Source organism: Mariniphaga sediminis (genome assembly GCF_003573545.1).
Taxonomy (GTDB): Bacteria; Bacteroidota; Bacteroidia; order Bacteroidales; family Prolixibacteraceae; genus Mariniphaga; species Mariniphaga sediminis.
Map to the genome: position 1 here is coordinate 45,587 of NZ_QWET01000005.1, position 21,644 is coordinate 67,230.

Annotated in this window: 13 protein-coding genes and 2 tRNA genes; 9 read left to right on the forward strand and 6 right to left on the reverse strand. The window is 41.4% G+C overall.

Annotated features, from left to right (window positions below; translation table 11 throughout):
- The first annotated feature begins 9 nt into the window (after positions 1-9).
- From D1164_RS07800 to D1164_RS07830, 7 genes are all read left to right on the forward strand, one after another.
- Complete coding sequence (locus D1164_RS07800) at positions 10-1,188, forward strand: sialidase family protein (RefSeq protein WP_119349408.1); 1,179 nt, start codon at positions 10-12, stop codon at positions 1,186-1,188.
- A 166-nt stretch (positions 1,189-1,354) separates the two neighbouring features.
- The gene (locus D1164_RS07805) at positions 1,355-2,497 is read left to right on the forward strand and encodes a sialidase family protein (protein WP_119349409.1); all 1,143 of its coding nucleotides are present in this window, start codon (positions 1,355-1,357) and stop codon (positions 2,495-2,497) included.
- A gap of 75 nt (positions 2,498-2,572) precedes the next feature.
- Positions 2,573-4,084 (forward strand): sulfatase family protein, encoded by a 1,512-nt coding sequence (locus D1164_RS07810; protein WP_119349410.1) that lies wholly within the window; start codon positions 2,573-2,575, stop codon positions 4,082-4,084.
- Between the two features lie 456 nt (positions 4,085-4,540).
- Positions 4,541-6,586: a glycoside hydrolase domain-containing protein gene (locus tag D1164_RS07815; protein ID WP_119349411.1), complete on the forward strand. Its 2,046-nt coding sequence runs from the start codon at positions 4,541-4,543 to the stop codon at positions 6,584-6,586.
- A gap of 135 nt (positions 6,587-6,721) precedes the next feature.
- Positions 6,722-7,627, forward strand: a complete 906-nt coding sequence (locus D1164_RS07820) for a S66 peptidase family protein (protein ID WP_147372090.1) — start codon at positions 6,722-6,724, stop codon at positions 7,625-7,627.
- A 25-nt stretch (positions 7,628-7,652) separates the two neighbouring features.
- On the forward strand, positions 7,653-8,015 hold the full coding sequence (locus D1164_RS07825; RefSeq protein WP_119349413.1) for a YraN family protein: 363 nt from the start codon (positions 7,653-7,655) through the stop codon (positions 8,013-8,015).
- 217 nt (positions 8,016-8,232) lie between these two features.
- Positions 8,233-8,946, forward strand: a complete 714-nt coding sequence (locus D1164_RS07830) for an SDR family oxidoreductase (protein WP_119349414.1) — start codon at positions 8,233-8,235, stop codon at positions 8,944-8,946.
- A gap of 32 nt (positions 8,947-8,978) precedes the next feature.
- Here D1164_RS07830 and D1164_RS07835 read toward each other — a convergent pair whose 3' ends face one another.
- Both D1164_RS07835 and D1164_RS07840 read right to left on the reverse strand, forming a co-directional pair.
- Complete coding sequence (locus tag D1164_RS07835; RefSeq protein ID WP_119349415.1) at positions 8,979-9,617, reverse strand: O-methyltransferase; 639 nt, start codon at positions 9,615-9,617, stop codon at positions 8,979-8,981.
- 23 nt (positions 9,618-9,640) lie between these two features.
- Entirely contained in the window at positions 9,641-10,870 is a 1,230-nt protein-coding gene (locus tag D1164_RS07840) for a M16 family metallopeptidase (RefSeq protein ID WP_119349416.1), read from the reverse strand.
- 150 nt (positions 10,871-11,020) lie between these two features.
- On the opposite strand from D1164_RS07840, the gene D1164_RS07845 reads away from it, so the two are divergent.
- Together D1164_RS07845 and D1164_RS07850 are read left to right on the forward strand one after the other, a co-directional pair.
- Positions 11,021-11,093, forward strand: a tRNA-Phe gene (locus D1164_RS07845).
- A gap of 469 nt (positions 11,094-11,562) precedes the next feature.
- Positions 11,563-11,636: transfer RNA gene (locus D1164_RS07850), tRNA-Ile, on the forward strand.
- 512 nt (positions 11,637-12,148) lie between these two features.
- On the opposite strand, the gene D1164_RS07855 is transcribed toward D1164_RS07850, so the two are convergent.
- From D1164_RS07855 to D1164_RS07870, 4 genes are all read right to left on the reverse strand, one after another.
- Positions 12,149-14,977 carry a M16 family metallopeptidase gene (locus tag D1164_RS07855; protein WP_119349417.1) on the reverse strand — a complete coding sequence of 943 codons (2,829 nt, stop codon included), beginning with the start codon at positions 14,975-14,977 and terminating at the stop codon, positions 12,149-12,151.
- Between the two features lie 108 nt (positions 14,978-15,085).
- Positions 15,086-16,495, reverse strand: coding sequence for a RagB/SusD family nutrient uptake outer membrane protein (locus tag D1164_RS07860; protein WP_119349418.1), 1,410 nt, complete (start codon positions 16,493-16,495; stop codon positions 15,086-15,088).
- A gap of 12 nt (positions 16,496-16,507) precedes the next feature.
- Entirely contained in the window at positions 16,508-20,080 is a 3,573-nt protein-coding gene (locus D1164_RS07865) for a SusC/RagA family TonB-linked outer membrane protein (RefSeq protein ID WP_119349419.1), read from the reverse strand.
- Positions 20,081-20,164: 84 nt separating this feature from the next.
- Entirely contained in the window at positions 20,165-21,334 is a 1,170-nt protein-coding gene (locus D1164_RS07870) for a FecR family protein (protein WP_119349420.1), read from the reverse strand.
- Positions 21,335-21,644: the final 310 nt, after the last annotated feature.

Consider the following 21,644-nt stretch of genomic DNA (forward strand, 5'->3'; position numbering starts at 1 on the left):
ATCTTCACAATGGTAAAAAAAGTATTAATGGTAAGTTGTGCAATTCTCTTTGCACTTAGCAGTTTCTCTTCAGATACCGGTAAAAATCCGGGTGCTAAAAAACTGAAAGACCTCATCATTTATGAAGATGCGCAATTCTATTCTTCTTTCCCTTCGGTTATAAAAAATGAAGATGGAGAAATAATAGTGGCATTCCGCCGGGCCCCGGATCGGAAAATCTTTCAGGAAAAAGGGACAAGCCACGTCGACCCCAACAGTTACCTGGTTTATGTACGGTCGAGAGACAATGGTTTATCCTGGTCGCCGGAGCCTGAGTTACTTTATGCCCATCCGGTAGGTGGTTCGCAGGATCCCTGTTTACTTAAGTTAAAAGACGGCACCATTCTCTGTACCAGTTATGGCTGGGCATTTGTTCGCGAGGAAGGGCTTGCGAATTTAAAACAACCGGTTTTTCAAAACAGGGAAGGATCTGTTTTTCTGGGCGGTTATGTCTTGCGTTCAACAGATAACGGCAATTCATGGGATGGCCCCTTTTACCCGCCACATATTCCGCCTGAGGTAAAATACTCTGCATTGGGAAATCCATTGCCTGCATACAACCGGGGAGCTTTGTGGGAAGGAAAAGACGGTAGAATTTTTTGGGTGGTAGCAGCCGGAAATGATCCTTCGGCTCTTAGAAGAACGGCCAACTATTTACTGATTTCCGAAGACAAAGGTTTAACATGGGAATACTCCTGCCCGGTGGCTGAAGACGATAAAGCGGCTTTTAATGAAACCTCGGTTTATGAAACCCCTAAAGGTGATTTGGTGGCTTTTTTACGGACGGCCTATTTGGAAGATCAGGCGTGTATTGCACGTTCAACGGATGGGGGGAAATCGTTTGGACCGTGGGAAAAAATGGGATTTCAGGGACATCCTTTACAGGCTTTACGCTTGCCGGATGACCGGGTATTTTTGGTTTATGGATACCGGCATGAACCATATGGGATAAGGGCCCGCATCTTGAACGCAGAATGTACCGACTATGAAACCGCAGAAGAGATAATCATCCGGACAGACGGAGGAAGCGGAGATATCGGATATCCATGGGCGGTTATGCTGGATGAGAAACATGTGCTGGTAACTTATTACTTTAATATTGAAAACGGAACAAGACATATTGCCGGTTCTGTTTTGGAAATTGAATAAACAACTTCATTCAGAAATTGGATGAAAGCCTGCTGGTGAGATTATTTAAGGCACACAATTACGGAAGGTAAAATATCTTCTTTGTATTGTGTTGATCGGCAAATAATCTTGCCAACAGGCTTCCTTTAAAGCAGGAATAAATCAATGAAAACCAATAACCTATAAAATGAATAGCCGAAGAAAATTTATAAAAACATCTGCAGCTTCAGTCGCTTCAGTATCTTTTTTGCCATTGGGATTACCCAAGTCATCTGTAAAAAGTGATAATTCTTCAGGTAATAAGGTAAAACTTTATCATCGCTTTATTGCTATTGATAATGTTTGTGCATGGCCAAACCTGACGGTCTTAAATGATGGAACCATCATAGCAACCATATTTAATCAGCCATCTCATGGCGGAGGAGAAGGTGATGTGGAGTGCTGGGCCAGCAAAGACGGTCATTTCTGGGAAAAAAGAGGTACCCCGGCAAGGCACACTCCCGGCACTAACAGAATGAATGTAGCAGCCGGATTATCTAAAAACGGCGACCTTATTGTTATTGCGTCGGGATGGGAATTGAAAAAAGATTCGAATTCCGGTTCCATCTCGCTGGTTGAGGTTTTAAGACCCTGGGTATCCCGTTCCAATAATGGAGGACAAAAGTGGGAAGTTAATAAAAATGGTTTTCCTCTCGCTGCAGAGGGTATGACAGAATATATTCCATTCGGAGATATTGCAATAGGTAAAGACGGTTCTTTGCGGGTACTGGCATATGCACAATCAGAAGATAAAGTGATAAATGCCTTATCCATTTTTCGTAGCGATGACGATGGCAAAAACTGGAAATTAATGTCAGCTATTAGTGATGGAAAAGGAGAAACAGCCTTTTGCGGAGGGCACAATGAAACGGCCTTTTTTTATATTGGAAGTGGCAATTGGATTGCAGCAGCAAGGAGATGGAAAGAGGGCGCAGCCATAGATTTATTTCGAAGTAAAGACGATGGCATTTCCTGGGAATTAGATATGCAACTTACAGAACCCAGACAACATCCGGGACATATTTTGAAGTTGAATAACGGCACATTACTTTTAACCTATGGCAACCGTATTAAGGAAAATTATGGTGTAGCCGTAAAAACAAGCCAGGACAATGGAGTTACCTGGGGAGAAGAATATAGAGTAGTGGATGATTTTCATCCTATCGACGGTGGTTATCCGGCAAGTGTACAATTGCCAGATGGAAATATTCTGACGGCTTATTATGCCAGAAGTGTTGACAGCCATTACAGATATCATATGGGGGTGGCTGTTTGGAATTTTATTCAATAAAAAAACAAGGAAATTTATACTGAACGTGAAAACCGTTACTACTGACGAGAATGATAAAATGTAAGAAAAACTGAAATGGCTTATTTATCAAAAATAATTACCTGTGCAGGTTTATTAACCTGTATACTGTTAGGCTCCTGTAGCCATGAAGATAAAAAAGGAGACAGGCCAAATATTCTTCTTATCGTTTCAGAAGACAACGGCCAGGATTTAGGCTGCTACGGAAATACAATTGTTTCTACCCCCCATTTGGACGGGCTGGCAGCCAATGGAGTACGGTTTACCAATGCGTATGTTTCAACTTCGGTTTGCAGCCCTTGCAGAAGCAGCATCTTTACAGGCCTTTATGTACATCAGAATGGTCAGTTTGGATGGTCCACCCATAATTACACCTTGTTTGACGGAATAAAGGTATTGCCCCAATATCTTGACGAAGTCGGGTACAGAACAGGAATTATCGGAAAGATACATGTAAACCCGGAAGAAAAATTCAATTTTGATTTCAGGGCAATTCCCGGAAGTAATTTTCAGAAACGCAACATGGCAGACTACGCGGCCCATGCCAAAAAATTTGTTGATAACAATAATTCCGGCGAACCATACTTTTTGATGGTAAATTTCCCGGATGCCCACCTCCCTTTTCAGAATGACGTGGAAGGATTGCCCACCGTAAAAGTTGATACGTCAAAAATCAAAAACACCCTTCCGTTTGTGGGGGTTAATACGGCGAGGTTAAGGGCAGAAACCGAAAAGTATTATAACTGTATGAACAGGTTGGATGAATCAATTGGTATGTTACTGGATAGCATGGGAGATTTGTCCAATACATTTATCCTGTATTTAAGCGACCACGGTGCCCAGTTTAGCAGGGGAAAATTGACAAATTATGAAGGAGGCCTGAAAATCCCATTTGTTATTCAGTGGGAAAAAGGGATCAAATCCGGAAATATTGTGAATGAAGAACTGGTTTCTGTGATTGATATTTTACCCACTGTTTTAGACCTGGCCGGAGGAAAAATACCGACAGAAATGCCCGGGAAATCTCTTTTAAAGCTCTTTGATCAGGACTTTGAACCTTCGTCATGGAGGCAGTATTTGGGCTCCGGAGGCGCAGGTGAGTCCCCTGTGTTTTATTTCCCGAGAAGAAGTATTCGGGGAAAGCAATATAAGCTAATCCACCATTTAAATGTGGGAAGGAATGTTTTCCCGGCATACACAGCTTATACAGATCCGGACTTTGCAACCGGGGCAAATGAAGATGAAATCGACAATGCAGAGACAAAAATTCAGTCAGCATATAAAATTTTTAAATCTCCGCCAGAATGGGAGTTATATGATCTTAAGAACGACCCGTGGGAATTTAAAAATCTATCTGAAAATCCGGATTATAAAGATGTTCTTAAAACAATGCAGGACGCGTTGATTCAATGGAGAAAGGAAACCAATGACCCGTTTTTAGATAGAAAAAAGCTGGAAAAATTTACCCGCGAAATGGATTCAATTAATGTATTGTACCCAAACCACAGTTACCGGAATGTTGAAAATTTCAAATGGGAATATCCAGAGTATTTAAAAAATGATAATTGATAATTTGATTCACGCATTTAAACAAAACATGAATATTCACCTGGCTTTCAACATCTCCGGATAAATATTCCACATTCTTACTAAAACGCTCCAACCAGAAAACAGGTATTTTATCCGGAAGGCCATTTCTTCTCCGCTTCCCCAAACAATACCCTACTCTTTTTTCTGGGATCAAAATGGGTTGACAGTATTCCCCATTGGTTTTTAGTGAAGAATATTTTATGAAACCATTCGGGTTATGCACATTCTCTTCTATTGCCCTCAGTCATTTTTTTTATAAATTGCCCACGGTGAATGGTCAGGTCACTTTAAAACTGCTACATCTCATATAAGGTTATAAATACCAAAACAGATTACAGGTGATTTGTCCGAATGCTTACAAAGAAGTATCATCTGTTTTTAATAATGTTCTCTCAGATATAGTTAGGTAGTATTTTTGATTTATAAAAATTGGGTATGAGAAAAATCTTAATTGCAACATTATCAATTCTTCTTTCGGCCTCCGCATCTTTCAGCAAATCGGTGGCTGACTATGTTGATTTATTCATTTGTACTGCTGGAGACAATGGACAACTCGATCCGGCAGCGTGTGTCCCTTTTGGAATGGTAAAACTCGGGCCTGATACCAACCCGCAAAACCATAGTGGCTATGACTTTAACGCAAAAGAAATAACCGGTTTTTCTCATAACAGGATTGGCGGTGTAGGATGCAATGGTGCAGGCGGAAATTTAAGGTTCCTGCCGGGTATTGGCAATATGAATATACAAGGTACCCCTTTAAAGAAGGAAACAGAGAAAGCTTCGCCATGCTACTATTCTGTTGAGTTTTCCAATAACATTATTGCAGAATTAACGGCTACAAATCAAACAGGAATTCATAAATACACCTATCCTGAAACCGATGAGGCTTTTGTTATTGTCGATATCGGGAGCTCTTTTGCTGAACTGGTTAGCTCCTCGTATGAGCCGATCAGCGCACAGGAATTTAATGTAACTGTTTCAGCAAAAAACGTTTGTAACCGGGGGCAATATACTGTTCATTACCACGTATGGAGCAATAAAAAACTAAACCTGGCCAAACAGGAAGGGAACAAACTCTATTTTGAATTTGAAACAAAACCAAAAAAAGAAACGCTGTTCTATGTTACAACCTCCACGATAAGTACCGGACATGCCAAAGCAGAATGGGAAAATGTAACAAAAAACACGACGTTTGAACAGGCGAGGCTAAGCGGGTACAACCAATGGGAGGATTTATTATCGCGAATAATTGTGGAAGGCAAAGAAGAATATAAAACATTGTTTTACACACACCTGTATCATATTTTTTTAAACCCTGTAAAAACAGAAAACTACCTAAAAGAATTTAAAGCAACCGACGGGAAGGTGTACAAATCTGACCATTACGACCACTACGACTCCTGGTCAATGTGGGATAATTTCAGAAACAAATTCAGTTTATATTCATTGATAATTCCGGACATATCATCCGATGTGGCCTATTCTCTCATTGATTTGTACAAATACGGGAAATATCCCTGGAGTGGCAACAATGAACCGGTGCCTACTGTTCGTACAGAACATACTATTATCACACTGCTGGACTTATACCAACGCGGCATTGATTTTAAGGTGGATAACCAGACATACAGAAAAATGGCAGAAGAAATTGAAACAATTCAGAGCCATTCACCCGACCAAAAGCTGGAACAAAGTTACGATTTCTGGGCGCTTGCAAAATTTGCCGATCTAACGGGCAAAGCAGACGATTCCCGGCGCTACATGCAAAAAAGCCAGGAGTACAAAAAAATCTGGAAGGAAAAATTTCTTCCCATCACAGAAAAATCAGATATCATGCATGGAGACGGTTTGTACGAAGGAACTCTTTGGCAATACAGATGGCACGTACAATTCGACGTTGACGGTATAATTGAAATGATCGGGAGCAAAGAAAAGTATGCGGAACAGCTGGAATTCTTTTTCGATAATCATTTATACAACCATGGGAACCAGCCGGATATCCATGTCCCTTTTATGTTCAATTTTGGCACAAAACCCTGGCTCACCCAAAAGTGGACCAATAAAATTTTAACCAAAAGTATGATTCAATATTACGGCACACATGACAAATGGCCTGAACCATACCGGGGACGGATATACAAAGCGGAACCTGCCGGGTATTTCCCCGAAATGGATGACGACGAAGGAACCATGTCTGGCTGGTATGTGCTGGCATCCATGGGGTTTTACCCTGTACTGGTGGGCGAACCGGTTTTTCAGTTGAGTACCCCAATCTTCGAAAAGATTACCATTCGGCTACCCCACAATAAAAAATTTACAATAGAGGTAAAAGGCCTGAGCGATCAAAATTTTTATATCGATACCGTTGAGCTGAATGGACAGCCATTCAGTAAAAGCAACATAAGTCATAAGGACATTATTGACGGCGGAACATTAACGTTTAACGTTTCTGATACCCCAAATAAAAAGTTTGGCCGGTAGGTGAAGTTATACACTGACCAAAATTTATATTTTTTTTGGATACTATTCGTTTCAAAAATATACCTTTATTCAATTGTAATCGGGACTCTTTACCATAAAACAGAAAATAGCCTGATTGTCAGAAAAACAAAAAAAATGAAAACACCTCCCTTCTTAAAACCGGGCGACAAAATCCGCATTGTTTCCCCTGCCGGGAAAGTAAAAGAAAAATTTGTGCTGCCGGCGGTAAAATGGTTCGAAAAACAGGGCTACCGGGTAGAGTTGGGGGAACATGTTTTTGCCTCCCATTTGCAGTTTGCCGGTACCGACAGGCAACGGCTGGAAGATTTACAAACAGCCCTCGACGACCCGGAAGCTGCTGCCATCGTTTGCTCGCGCGGAGGGTATGGAACGGTGCGAATCATTAGCAAACTCAACTATTCCAAACTGATGGAACATCCAAAATGGATTGTCGGGTTTAGCGACATTTCCATTCTTCATGCTTGCCTGAACAACCACGAAATGGCAACCATACATGGTGCCATGCCGCGCTATTTTTTCGACAAGGAAGGAACCCCTAACGAAAACCTGCAGTCGCTCATGCAGCTACTAACCGGAAAAGGTGCATCCTATTCCATTCCTGCGGCCCAGGGAGATCGCCAGGGCAGAACAACCGGGGAACTGATAGGAGGAAACCTGTCGATTATTTCGAGTATGCAGGGTACACGTTGCGAATTGAACACCGCAGGTAAAATTCTGTTCCTGGAAGACATCGATGAGTTTTTGTATCACACCGACCGGATGATGCATCAACTGAAACTGAGCGGCAAATTAAAAAATCTTGCCGGCCTGATACTTGGAAGTTTTACCGACATGAAAGACAATGAGTCGCCTTTCGGAAAAACCATTCACGAAATTATTGCAGAGGCGGTGGAAGAATTCAGTTTCCCTGTCTGTTACGATTTTCCTGCCGGCCACGATGGCAAAAACCTGGCCCTGGCTTTTGGTAAAAAATGGGAACTTGATGTAACAAAAACGCATTCTACATTGAGTCTCATCTGATAAAAATTCACATTCAAACTGAAATTTGGTTTCACAGCGCGAAATAGGAGAAATTGCAGAAGGATTAGCCCAACAGTATCTTCTTGGATTAGGCTACGAAATCCGTGACACCAACTGGTATCACGGACATAACGAGCTCGATATTGTGGCCCGGGATGGTGACCAACTGGTGGTGGTGGAAGTAAAATCACGCAACGGGATTCGTTACGAACACCCCTCAGAAGCCGTTACCAATGCAAAAATGAAACGAATTGTGGAAACTGCAGAAGCCTACATTTTTGAAAAAGACCTGAAACTGGAAACGCGTTTCGATGTAATTACCGTCATATTTTTCAACCAGAGGCATGAACTGGAGCACTTCAAAGATGCGTTTTATCCAACCTTGTAATGTAAAAAAAGCTACCTGGAAACCGGGAACATCATTGTACACTTGTCTCCCGGAATACAACCGTGGGCTGCCCATCATGCTGAACAGGGTATGCCGGTACAGAACCTGATTCCGAAATATTCTGTATTTCACGAAGGTCGAATGTTCGTGTGAATACAACCTTTTAAAATATGCCATTTCAGTCCCTTTTCTTATTTTTAAGGCAAACACTCAGAATATGGAAACACAAAATAAAGTAGCTTTAATTACCGGGGCATCAAAAGGAATCGGGAAAGCCATTTCCATTGGATTGGCAAAACTGGGATACCAGACGATTTTAACCGGCCGCAACGCCAAAGGATTAGATGAAACTTCAGCAGAAATAATCAGGGAAGGTTGCCCCGCGCCCAAAGTATTTCCAATGGACATTACCCATTCAGAAAAGGTAAAAGAAACAGTTGCACAAATTGTAAAAGATGTTGGCCGCATCGACGTTCTGGTAAACAATGCCGGAATTTATTTTGGGGGCTCACTGGAACTGCCGGAACAGGATTTCAAAACCATGCTGGACACCAACCTGTCAGCACAGTTTGTGCTTTTACAGGAGGTAGTCCCTGTTATGAAGCAGCAGCAATCAGGTTACATTTTTAACATTGCTTCCCGATCGGGCAAAGTTGGTTTTGCAGGAAGCGGAGGCTACTGTGCATCCAAATTCGGTCTGATTGGATTAAGCGAGTCGCTTTACAACGAACTCACACCACAAGGAATTAAAGTTACGGCCCTTTGTCCTGCATGGGTGAATACCACCATGGCCCAGCAAGCTGGTTCCCCACTTCCTCCTGAAACAATGATTCAACCCGACGATCTGTTTGAAACCATCCGCTGGTTATTGAACCTGTCGTCCGGATCCTGTGTAAAAGAAGTCGTAATTACCAATCCGGCTTCCTTGTAAAAATGATTAACAAATTTGAATCAGGCAGTTTTCTATTTCTTCCGGATGATGGTCATCCCGTCGCGTAAAGGCAGAATAACCTTTTCCACACGGGTGTCGTTTTTTATCAGCTCGTTGAAGGCAACAATTCCGGCAGTTTGTTTGTCGCCGGGAACGGAAGGGTGAAGTACTTTTCCTCCCCAAAGTGTGTTGTCGGCAATTATATACCCTCCTTTCTTAACTTTGTCGAAAACCAGGTTATAATAATCGACATACTCCCGTTTGTCGGCATCGATAAAAACCAGATCAAATGTTTCATTCAGCGCAGGAATTATTTCAAGCGCCGGGCCAATCAGTTGGATAATATTTTTCTGCAGCTCGGCCTTTTTTATATATTTTTGCGCCAGGCTCTCCAGTTCATCGTCCAGTTCAATGGTAATCAGCTTTCCTTCTGCTGCCAATCCTTTTGCCAGACAAATAGCTGAATACCCGGTAAAAGTGCCTATCTCAAGTATCCGTTCGGGTTGAATCATTTTGGAAATCATGGTTAGAACCTGCCCCTGCAAATGCCCCGAAAGCATCCGGGCTCCTGTTACCTTCAGGTGCGTTTCGCGATCGAGTTCCCGTAAAACAGGGTCGTCCGGATCAATATGCCCCAGGATATAACTTTCTATGTCTTTCTTTTTTTCCACGCTTTCCCCTTCTTCTTTTAATGCTACCTGTACACCAGCCTGCTCATCCGGTTTTCTTCCAGCACTTCGTTGGCCACTTCTATCAGATCAACCGGAGAAATAGCCTCAATTTTTTTAAAAATTGTTTTCACCGAATCCACTTTATTGAAAAGCAGGTAACTTTTACCGATGGTCAACATCAGGTCCTCCCCGTTTTCAGCAGATATGGCAATTTGCCCCATCAATTGTCTTTGGGCTTTGCTTAACTGAAGAACACCCAGCTTCTTCTCCCGCAACAGCTTAAACTCTCTCAGAATAAGGGCAATGGCTTTCTCAAGATTTTCGCGATCTGTACCGAAATACACATTAAAAAGGCCTGTGTCGGTATAGGCCGTGTAACCCGATTCAATATTGTAAGCCATCCCTTGTCGCTCGCGCAATGCCATATTCAGCCTTGAATTCATGGCCTGTCCGCCAATAATATTATTCAGCAGCACCATCGCAATCCTTCGGGGATGCATCACATCAAATGCCACATTTCCCAGCAGGCAGTGCGCCTGAAATGTGTCTTTCTCCACAATCCGGTTTCCCGGGATATAATTATCAAATTGCCGGCGTCCGTTCTGACGCAGCCGGGTTTCAGCGTGTCCGAAATATTTTTCAATAAGTTTTACCAGAGCGTTAAAATTGATTTTTCCCACAGAGGAAATAACCATCTGGTCGGTATGATAATTCTGACTGATAAACCGGAGAATGGCCTCCCGGTTGAACAAAGCCAGGTTAGCAGGGGTTCCCAAAATATTGCGCGCAATCGGATGCCCGTCAAAAACCAGTTCTTCAAACTCATCGAAAATCAGTTCCGAAGGAGAGTCCTTGTATGAATTAATCTCCTCAAGCACTACTTCTTTCTCACGATTCAGCTCTTTTTCCGGATACACACTGTTAAACAGAATATCACTGAGTAATTCGGCAGTACGCTCGTAAAATTCTGCCAAAAAGGTAGAATAAAGCGTGGTCTCCTCCTTTGTAGTGTATGCATTCAGCTCGCCACCAACGTCTTCAATACGACTCAAAATATGAAATGCACGGCGCTTCCGGGTTCCTTTAAAAACCGAGTGCTCGATAAAGTGAGCCAATCCGTGCTCGTCCGGCTCTTCATCACGCGAACCGGTATTGATAAGAATACCGAGATGCCCCACGGGTGAGTCAGTCGGCTTGTGAATAAGCCGGATACCATTGGGCAGTGTATGTGTCAGAAAATCAGTTTCAACCATTAGAAAAATAATCAGGCTGCAAAAGTAGTAAAAGTAACGTGCAACACAAACAGCGGGGGCGATACAGAATTTTTTAGTCTTCGTTGACTTTGATCTGAATTTTCTTTGTGATTTTAAAAAAATGCTTACTTTTGCATCACCGAAAAAAAGGGTGCCATAGCTCAGTTGGTAGAGCAACGGACTGAAAATCCGTGTGTCCCTGGTTCGATTCCAGGTGGCACCACAAAAGGGAGAAGTAACCTTCTCCCTTTTGTTTTTTTAACTCACCTCGCTTATATGAGATCACGGCGGCTCACCTTGAAAAGTAGGGATTTTGTTCTAAGGATTATTGTAACGCCCGTTAAATTTAAATTTTGCTTTACAATACCGATATAGCACCCCTTATTGCACAATAAGAGTTCATGGATTTTAGCAAGGTGTCAACTTAAAACAGTCTGTCATAATCCATTTTTTCATTTGCGCTTCGGCAAACATAAACCTTAGCACAGCATCCCAATGTTCAGGTAAAAAGCATGATATTTCTCCATCTGGCACCACAAAAGGGAGAAATAAAAGTTTTCCTCTTTTTATTAATATTCTACTTGTGTATTTTCCCGCAAAGTTGTAAACTTGCACTTCGAATTTTGACGTTCATTTTCTTGGTTAATAGGCCATACACTTTAACCTGGAAATATAAAACTAAAAACTCATCCGGGCCTATAGCTCAGTTGGTTAGAGCACCTGACTCATAATCAGGGGGTCCCTGGTTCAAGCCCAGGTGGGCCCACAACAGGAAATAAGGCACTTTCAGCAATGAAGGTGTCTTTTGTTTTTTAGGACTGGGTACAATGGTGGGCCGATGTTATTTTGGGATGTTGTCTTTTGTTTTTATCTGTTCTTTGCAAAAAGGGTCTGAGGGTATTGTAAAAGAAATCCAATGAAAAGGCGGGCAGATTTAAGAACCTGCCCATAGTTTTTTACTTGCTGTCATTTAAAAACTGGGAACTAGTCAATCTCGATGTTTAAATCAATAATATAAAAGAAAAGGGCTCTCCAGCAAAAAAGGAAGCCCTAATCCTTAAGATTGATCTAATAAATTGCCTGAAAAATTTCCCTGCACGTTGAGTTTAGGTCATCATTAACCTCTTTTGCAGGGAAATAACTCCCGGCTCAGGAGATGTTGTTGCCAAGTATAAAGCTTTACTGTCACACACTGTTTTGACGCATATACACTATTTCTATGAAAAAAGCTGTTTAATTTTATGTGTACGCACCGACATGTAAAACCTTTTCATACGGCTATTTTTCAGGCATAAGGTTAAAATTTTTATATGTAGTGATATCAAAAATTTCTGTTGCCATATTTTTTATATCATCATTTGTTACCTGTTTTAGGGTAGGGATGAGATTTGGAAATTTTTTAAAGTCGAGCCTGTAGACCAGGTATTCCTGAACCAATTTCATCCAGTAATCATTTGTTTCACGCGAAGTTTCATCATCGTGTTCAATCTGGTTCAGGATGGAAGCCAAATCTTCAGGAGTCACCCCCTCTTTTTTGATTCTTTGAATTTCATCAAAAACCAGTTTTTTTAACTCTTCTACCCTGCCCGGGTCACAAACAAACTGGATGGAAACGCTGAGGTTATCCGTTGGATATGGCGAAAAGTAAGGATAAGCCCTGATTGAATAAACACCTCCCTGTTTTTCTCTGATGTTTTCCATTAGTGCATTGGACAAGGCATCGCACATTATGCGAGATACAAGCTTGTTTTTTTGTGAATAGTCCATTTCGGCATCTGGAAAAAGAATCCTCACAATACTCCTTTGCTCTTTGGCAAGGTGCATTGTATGCTCAACTTTTCCCTTTGGAGGTGATATGTCCCTGTCCGTCCATGTTTCTTTTTTTGTATTATTGCCTGGCAGTCCGCCAATATATTTTTCGACCAAAGGTTTTACGGTTTCCGGATTCAGGCTTCCGGCAAAAAAGAATGAAAAATCTCCGGCGTTGGAAAAACGTTCCCGGTAAATTTTGTATACTTTATCATAATCGAGTTCCTGGTTAACCCGTTCAACAGTTACCGGACTTACCCGCGGATGATATGAAGCCATAATTTTACTTACTGTATCGTTCCAGACAACATTCGGATCGAGGTATTTATTTTTTAGCTGCAAATTGATCTTTTCCAATAAGGCTTCGTACCTGGGTTTACTTTCGCGTGGTGCTGTAAAATAGAGGTGAGCGATTTTTAGCATGGTTTCAAAATCCTCAACCGTTGAGTTGCCGCCAAGACCTTCCGAATAATCGCCGCACCCTAGTCTAACCTGCACCATCTTTCCGGAAAGGGCTTTTCCCAGGTCAACCGGGCTAAAGTCGCCAATCCCCACATACGAAATAATGTCCGGGGCAAAGCTTGCCGAAATGTAATCAGCATCGTCATATACTGAGTATCCTCCGGGGCTGTAAGCGCCAAAGTAAATCTGGTCATTTTTATAGTTTGTAGGTTTAATAAATACCCGGGCGCCGTTCGACATTTCCCATTCAATAAGGTCTTCAACACCTTCTACATTTTGTTCCCTTATTACCTTTCCCGGTGTTGGTTCTTCAGGCAGGAGTTCTTCCAGATTTAGTCCTTCGGAATAAGCTTCCAGCTCCTTTTCTTCCATTTCATCGAATACCTGAAGGACCGTGTTTTCGTCAGGCAATGAATCTTTATCCTTCTCCGGGGCATTGATGATAACCACCCTGTTTTTCCTGGTAGTGAGCATTTGTCCGGTTTCTTTAATCTCTTTTAACGAAATATCTTCGAGCAGTTCCTTGGTTAGATCATAGTTGATTTTCGGATCGATAACCGGGAGTTGTGCCAACGTAAAATTGCGGATGTAATCTTCCACATAATTTTTTGATTCCCTTGTGTTTCTTTCGCGAAATGCTTTTCCGGCACGGCTGATGAATTTCTTTTTCGTGCGTTCAAATTCAGCTTTGGTAAAGCCATGGCTTAAAGCACGTTTGTTCTCCTCCAGAAGCGAGGCAATGGCTTCTGTAACCCTGTCTTCTTTTACGGAAGCCCTCAGGGTATACATATTTTTTTCGCCTATAAATTGAGAATAGCTTGCACTGGCTGTAAAAAAGGGTGCTATCCTTTCTTCATCATCGGCTGCCTGGAGGAGTCGGTCGGTTAGCATGCTTGTGTAAAGATTCTGGATTAAATCTGTCCTGAGATCTCCAACTGTTTTAACCGGGGTAAACGGGTGCTTGTAGTAAATGACTACAGAACTTGAATTTAGCTCCTCGTCAGTACAATGGGCAACCAGTGTTTCTGCGTGTCCCGGGATTTCGATAGCCGGTTTTTCCCTGGGGGCCTCCTGTTTCGGGATTTCCGAGAAAACACTTTTCACCTTCTGCTCCATCTCCCGAATGTTAAAATCGCCAACAACAATTACCGCCTGTAAATCGGGGCGGTACCAGTCTTTTCTGTAACGGCGCAACGCATCTGGTTTGCCATAATCAATAATTTTATAGGTGCCTATCACATGACGTTCGGCATACTTTGAATTATGGAAGAGGTATGGCAAAGATTTATTCAGCAATCTCCCGTTGACATCGTAACGTGTTCGGAATTCTTCGTGGATAACCCCTCTTTCGGCATCAATCTCCTTGTCGGTATCAGATACGGCGCTTGCCCAGTCGCGGACAGCCAGGAGCCCTTTATCGATATATTCCTCCTTACCGGCAGGGATACTTAGTTCATAAACTGTTTCATCAAACGACGTGTAAGCATTAATTTTTTCTCCGAATTTGGACCCAATCGATTCAAAATAGTCTATCATCTCTTTATCCGGGAAATTTTCCGTGCCGTTAAATGCCATATGCTCGCAAAAATGGGCAAATCCACGCTGGTCATCATCTTCGAGAACAGACCCGGCATTGACCACCAGGTTCATCTGTATCTCATTTTTGGGGCGCCTGTTTTGTTTAATATAGTAGGTTAGGCCATTTTCAAGTTTCCCGATTTTTACTTCAGGGCTGGTTGGAAGCTCCTGTTCCAGTTTGTTATCACAACTGGCAAAAGACAATACAGTTGCTAAAACAAACAGAGATATACCAATTTTTCTTATAATACGATTCATAATTTTCTTTTTTCGGAATATTTATCTGATTCCGTTTGAATCAACAGGTAAATACAGGGAGGCATAAATGCGCCCCTGTATCAATGTGTTGTTAGGGAATATACGATTCTAATTTCTTCCGGCCCTTGGATTTTGCTCCATTTTCGGGTTTAGGTTTATCACCTTTTTAGGGATGGCCAAAACATAATTTTCATCATCCGGCTCAATGGTATAGGTTTGCCCTTTAAATGTCCGGGTAATTGTTTTGGCAAACTGAGGTTCCTTGTTCAAACGTTTCAGATCAAAAAGGCGCTGGCCGTCAAGAAATAACTCAACTCTTCTTTCTTTCAATACCAGGTCAAGCGCTTCATCACTTGTTTTATCGGTCTCGTAAGGAACAAAAGCGCCTTCGTTAAAACGTTTTTCGCGGAGCGTATTCAGATCGTTAATGGCAGCTGTCGCATTTTCCAGGCGGGCATTACATTCTGCCCGGATAAGGTATAATTCTGCCGTGTGAATGCCTGACCTGTGTCTTAAAGCAAGAGGTAATATTGACGGGCCGTGCATGTTGGGACCAAACATAGACATGTCCTGAACCGAGAAATAATACCTGCGGTCCCCTTCATCATATAAAGACTTGAGTTCATCACTCATATATACGGCTACAGTATAAGGCATAAAACCTCCGGAGACTCTTCCCCAAACAGCTTCCAAATCATCCTTTGCCATTCTTGGCCACTGATCTGGTCCCATAAATTTAGGCATAAATGGATGGAAATCGTACGTTTTATAATCGTACAAAAAAGAGTATTCGGAAAGTGACTTGTCGGCGTATTCCAACGCTTTGGCAAATTTACCCATAAAGAGGTACATTTTTGCCAGTAGACCCTGCACGCCTTGCTTACTTGGCCTGTAATTATATTCCGGATTTGTGGGTAATACCTTTTCAGCTTCCAGCAGGTCGGTTTCAATTAAAGTATACACTTCCTGTACAGTAGCCCTTGTCAGGACGGCATTAACATCTGCTTTAACCGGCATGGGAACACCCAGATCAGTTGTGCTGGTGTTGCTGTCGTAATGTTTGGCATACAGGTTTACCAGCCAGAAAAAGGCCTGTGCCCTTTGGGCCAGCGCCTCGCCTTTTATTCTTATGCGCAAATCCTCATCATTGCCTTCGGCATTGTCGATATTATCCAAAACAACGTTGGAAACATATATCTGTTTGTATAAACCCTCCCAGTCAGGGTCTGACATATCAACACTTAGATAGATATGGTCTTTAAACAAATATGTATTTTCTGTTTCAATTACTCTTGTAAATAGCCGGTTGAGCTCATCATCATACATCACAATATCATCCGATAACTGAAACATATTGGCGGGTCCCAGCAAAAACATATTACGGTTCGACATCAATTCATTAAAATGAGCAACTGTTTGCGGGATAACCTTTCCCTTTGGGGTTATATCCATATAATCCTCGCAGCCCGTAAACAGTAAAGTTGCAAGTGTTATTGTCAGTATAAATATTTTTTTCATGATAGTCAGCTTTTAAAATTGAACTCTAATTCCGAATGTATATTCAGGTGTTACCCCCAAGCTTAACCCACCGTATTTGTCAACTGTTTCGGGATCAATATTTTCATCATTTTTTGTCCAGAGCCAAAGGTTACGTCCCTGCGCCTGTAATTGGACATTATTTAAAAATGGCCCAATCAGACTCTTGGGCAAGTTATAAGTAAGGCTTAATGTACTAAACCGTATATATGACCCTGATTGAGATCGGTAGTCACTATATTGATAAAAATCGCTTCTCTCCCCTTTAACCTGATAGTCCGTTGGCATTTTAGGGATGTAAGTATTATTTTCATCACCAGGGTTTTTCCACCTTTTGTCCATGTCGGAATTAAGGTAAGCATAATTATGGTGAGGAGAAGGCATACGCATCATATATCCCAGTTTGTACGAAAATATGGCATTTAATGTAAGTCCCTTATAGCTCCATGTATTTCCCATCGCCCCATAGAACTTAGGAACCCTTGACCCCTGGAAAATAAGCCATTCGGGGTATTCTAAATCAGGTTCTTCCCATGAAACAATGTTTCCGGCGTCATCGTAAATTTGTGGTTCGCCTTCGCTGTCTAGGCCTGCCCAGCGGTACGAATAAAAATGATCTATTGGTTTGCCCAAAATTTCATGCCCCGAAATCGGATTTAAATACCTGAAGACAGTAGGGTTTGGATTGTACACTTTTGTTACCTCATTTTTATTATGAGATACATTCAGCCCGGCATCCCATCTGAATTCACCCTTCAGTATCGTTCCGTCTATCTGGATGTCAAATCCTTTGTTTTCTACTTCGGCTGTGTTTTTATATACCTGACCAAAACCGGTTGTAGGATCTGCTGCCACAAATCCCAGAAGGTCAAAACTTTTTCTTTGGTATAATTCAATGGTGGCACCAAGCCGGTTGTTAAAACCGCTGAAATCGATTCCCAGGTTGTGGGTCCGGGTACTTTCCCACTTTAACTCCTTATTCTCAGGTGATTCAATATCCAGGTATGATTCCTGGGTATAATAATCTTTTTCTGCAGAAGCGATGAGTTCTTTGCTGGTCTTTTTATCGATATTCCCATTTACACCTGTGGTAATACGTAGATTAAGGAAATCAATTTTATCCACATCGAAAAAATCTCCTTTTGATATGGTCCAGGAACCGCCAACACTGTAAAGCGGGGTAATCCGGTCGTTGACATCAACCCCGAACAGATTTGACTCATCAATACGGGCACTGGCTGAAAGGGTATACTTTTGATTATAGGTGTAGGAAGCATTGGAATAAACCGAAAAAAAGCGGTTCTCAACTTCGTTAGTCTTTAATTGATAGTTGTGAACACTATAGTAAGCAGGTCTTCCATCCCATAATTTATATTTACCGCCTGTTAGTCCTTTTGCATCTATAAAATCATACGTTAATTTTTCTCTGTCATAATTATTATATAAACGTCCATAATTTTTATAAATACTTCGGGTGACTTCTGTTCCAAGGATAGCTGAAACCTGATGCATTTCATCGTTAGACGAACGTTTAAAGTTTAACTGGTTCCTGAAGGAATAGACATTTGTATTGCTGTTGGCAATAAACAGTGTAGGGCCGTTCGGGAGCTGATATATTAAATTCCCGTTGTCATATAGAGTAAGTTTGTTAATCCAATCTCTGGAGTACCAACTTCCCATGTTATAGTAGGATTCATTTTTGTAGTCATTTTTTTCAAACATAAATTTTGAATCAAAGCTCAATCCTTCCATAATATCGTAGAGAAGTCCAACATTAACGCGTGGTGTAAAACTGCTATATGTCTTATCGTTGTTGTCAAACTCCTGCTTTAAGTTGTAAGTCCAGTTGTGGTATCCTAATGCTTCCCATTCTTTTGCCTTTTCCAAAGTCATTGAATTGCTTGATAACCCTCTTGTGAAGCTCGGTATATAATTTCCGTTATCATCCAGTATGCGTTCGTATGCATGGTATCGAGACAAATCATACATACTTATTCCATTACCTGTCCCTTTATTGTAGTTGCCGCTGATAATCAGATCGAAGCGCAACTTTGGAAGCAACTGCATCTTGTTGTTGACCATAAAATTCAGGACTTCCTTATCGTTGCCAATGCTATACGCTTTATTGCTTTGATAATTTACTGAAACGTAAAAGGTATTTAGTTCTGAAGCTCCTGAAACCGATAAATTGTATTGTTGCGAAAGGCTATTTCTGAAAAACAGTTCTGTGGCTTCATTGAGAATATTATTGGAACGGAGCTGGTTGTAAATGGCATTGGCTTCTGCTTCGGAAAGCAACCCCTGATGTTGTTTCCGATAGGTATCCAAAACGAGTGATTGTCCCTGGCTATGTTCGAAACTATTCAGGTTCCAGTACCCTCTTTCAATTTGTTCCAAATGATAGTCAACCGTTGTTGCGCCATCTGCCAGGCGCAGGTCATCAAGGTCGGGCATTTGTGAAATCCTTAGCGTGGAAGAAAAGTCAAATGATGCCTTGTTCTTAGTTTTGGCGTTGCCCATTATGCGTTTTCCTTTTCCACTTTTTGTTGTAATGACAATTACTCCGTTGGAAGCCCTTACCCCCCAAATGGAAGCAGCCGCTGCATCGCGCAATACCGTAATGCTTTCAATATCGTTCGGGTTTATATTGTCTATGCTGGTTTCAATGGGGAAACCATCCAGAACAATGACCGGGACTGTTGATGCATTTAATGAACTTTTCCCCCTGATAGTAATATTATTATTTTGATCGATTAGGACACCCGGTAACATACCGCCTTGTAATTTCTCGGCAAGTGTAGTTGACCCGATTTGTTTATCCAGATCCTCGCTTTTTACAGAGACAAAAGCCCCGGTAGCCCTTTCGCGCGAGAGGGTCTGGTAACCAGTTACCACAATGTTATCCAGTTCCTGGATATCGCTTTCCAGCGCAATGCGGAAATTCGACTTATTGCCTATCTCAACCTCCTGTGTAACAAATCCGATAAAGGAAACAACAATCCGGTTTTTGTCTTCAGGCACAAGCAGCTCAAAATTTCCATTTTCATCCGTAGGTGCCCCAATGGTTGTCCCTTTTACCATTATGTTGACTCCGGGTAGTGTAACCCCATCATGGTCGGTAACTGTACCGGTAATTTTTTTCCCCTCTTCCTGTTGGGGTGCCTTCTTTTCTGTTGCAGGCTTTTTCTTTCTGTTGGCTTTTTCGGCTTTTTTAATAACTACAACATTCTCGACTTCTTTATATGTGAGTCCGGTACCTTTCAAAACTTCATCCATAAACTCACGGATGGATACATCTTCCATATCAACAGAAATCGGTTTTTTCACTTCTTCAAGGTCATCCGTACCGTAAACAAAAACAAAATCCGTATTACGCTGGACCTCCCAAAATAATTTGGACAATGTGATATTCGAAAATTTCACGTCCATTTTGTTCCCTTGTGAGTAAACGCTTGCAGAGATTTGCATGATACCTGCAAATAACAATAAAACAATCAGCCGCATAATTCGCCTAATTTTTCCTAACCTTTTAATTCCAAAAAGTAGCAAACTAACATCTTTTTTCATACTTTTAAGTTGTTAATATAAATTTTAAAAAATCGGAGGAGCGAACTCCGAATTTCAGGAAATGCGCGAGCATTTCCTGTTTTTTTAATTATGTATTATTATTTTTTCTCCCTCTATTTTAAATTTCATTTTCCCGGTAGCCTCAATTATTTTCAAAAACTCGTTCAGATTTTCGTAACGGTTTACATTCACTGAGAACCGGACTCTTTTTAACGATTCATCTTCATATAAATCTTCGAAATCGTACCATTTCCGCAAATCGTTGAGAATATAGCTGATACTCTCGTCAACATACATGAATTTTCCGTCTTTCCAGGAGGTAAAAACAGAAGCATCAACGTTTTTGACACTGAGTTGGTTGCCTTCTAAAATATAATTAGCCTGTTGGTCCGGGAGTAACACTAATTCCTTATCCTCACTGATCACTTTTACTTTTCCCTGGCTTAGGGTAGTCTGCGATAGCGCGTCATCGGGATACGCTTTAACATTAAAGTGTGTCCCCAATACTTCTACTTTCACGCTATTTGTTTTTACTATAAATGGTTTTTCTGCATCCGGGTGAACTTCAAAATAGGCCTCGCCGGTTAGTTCAACTTCGCGGGTTTCATCGTCAAAACTTACCGGGTATCTCATGGTAGTTGAGGCATTGAGCCAGACTTTAGTTCCATCAGAAAGTACCAGAAAAAATTCTCCCCGGTGGGGGATTTGTATGGTATTGTATTGTGTTTTGTGTGTGCGTTTAAGTCTGTTTGTATACTCAATTTTGTTGTCAACAATACGTATGTTGGTGCTCCCGGCATTAAGGTTTACTAGTGTATCCCTGTTCTCCAGTTCAAGTGATTCCCCGTTGTCGAGCAGGAGCAGAGCTTTAGGCTGTCCTGGTTCGAACTGCACCACTGTAGCGGGTTGTTCGATTACCTCCTGCTGTTTTTCTAATTGAAACAACAGGTATATGGCAAGTGGCAGGAGCATTACGGCAGCAAATTTGGCTGCAATCGTCCAAATATTAGGGCTCCGTCCTTTTTTCAGTTTGGGCTCCATTTTTTTCCACGACTGTTTCTCTCCAAACCGATAATAAATATCTTCCCACTCTTTAAAATTTTTATCTTCTTTTATTTTATTGAAGAGTTCCAGATTTTCTGGAGATTCATTTAACCATGAATCAAGCTCCTCCCGGCTTTCTTTACCAATATCTCCTCCGACAGACTTTGCTATCAGTTTTGAGATCCTGAGATGTCGATTTATATTATCCATGGTAATCTTTTTTTCAACAACACATTGCAAGTATAAATGGGTGAATACAGATGCGCTTTTTTTTAATTTTATTTTTTCAGGGTGAAATTATTTGCAATAAACAACTTATTTCGAGCTTTTAGTAATAAAATGTGAAATGCTGTTTGTACCCATTTTTGAGATGTGAAGCCTTTCCTGGGAGGTTGGTGTTTCTTTTCATCTTGGTTCGACCGGGTGGGTAGGGGGCGTAAAAGTTGCGGGGAGTCTGCCTTGAAATGCTATAATTGGAATAGGAGAATAAATACCAAAAAAGATACACGTTGCTCGGTTA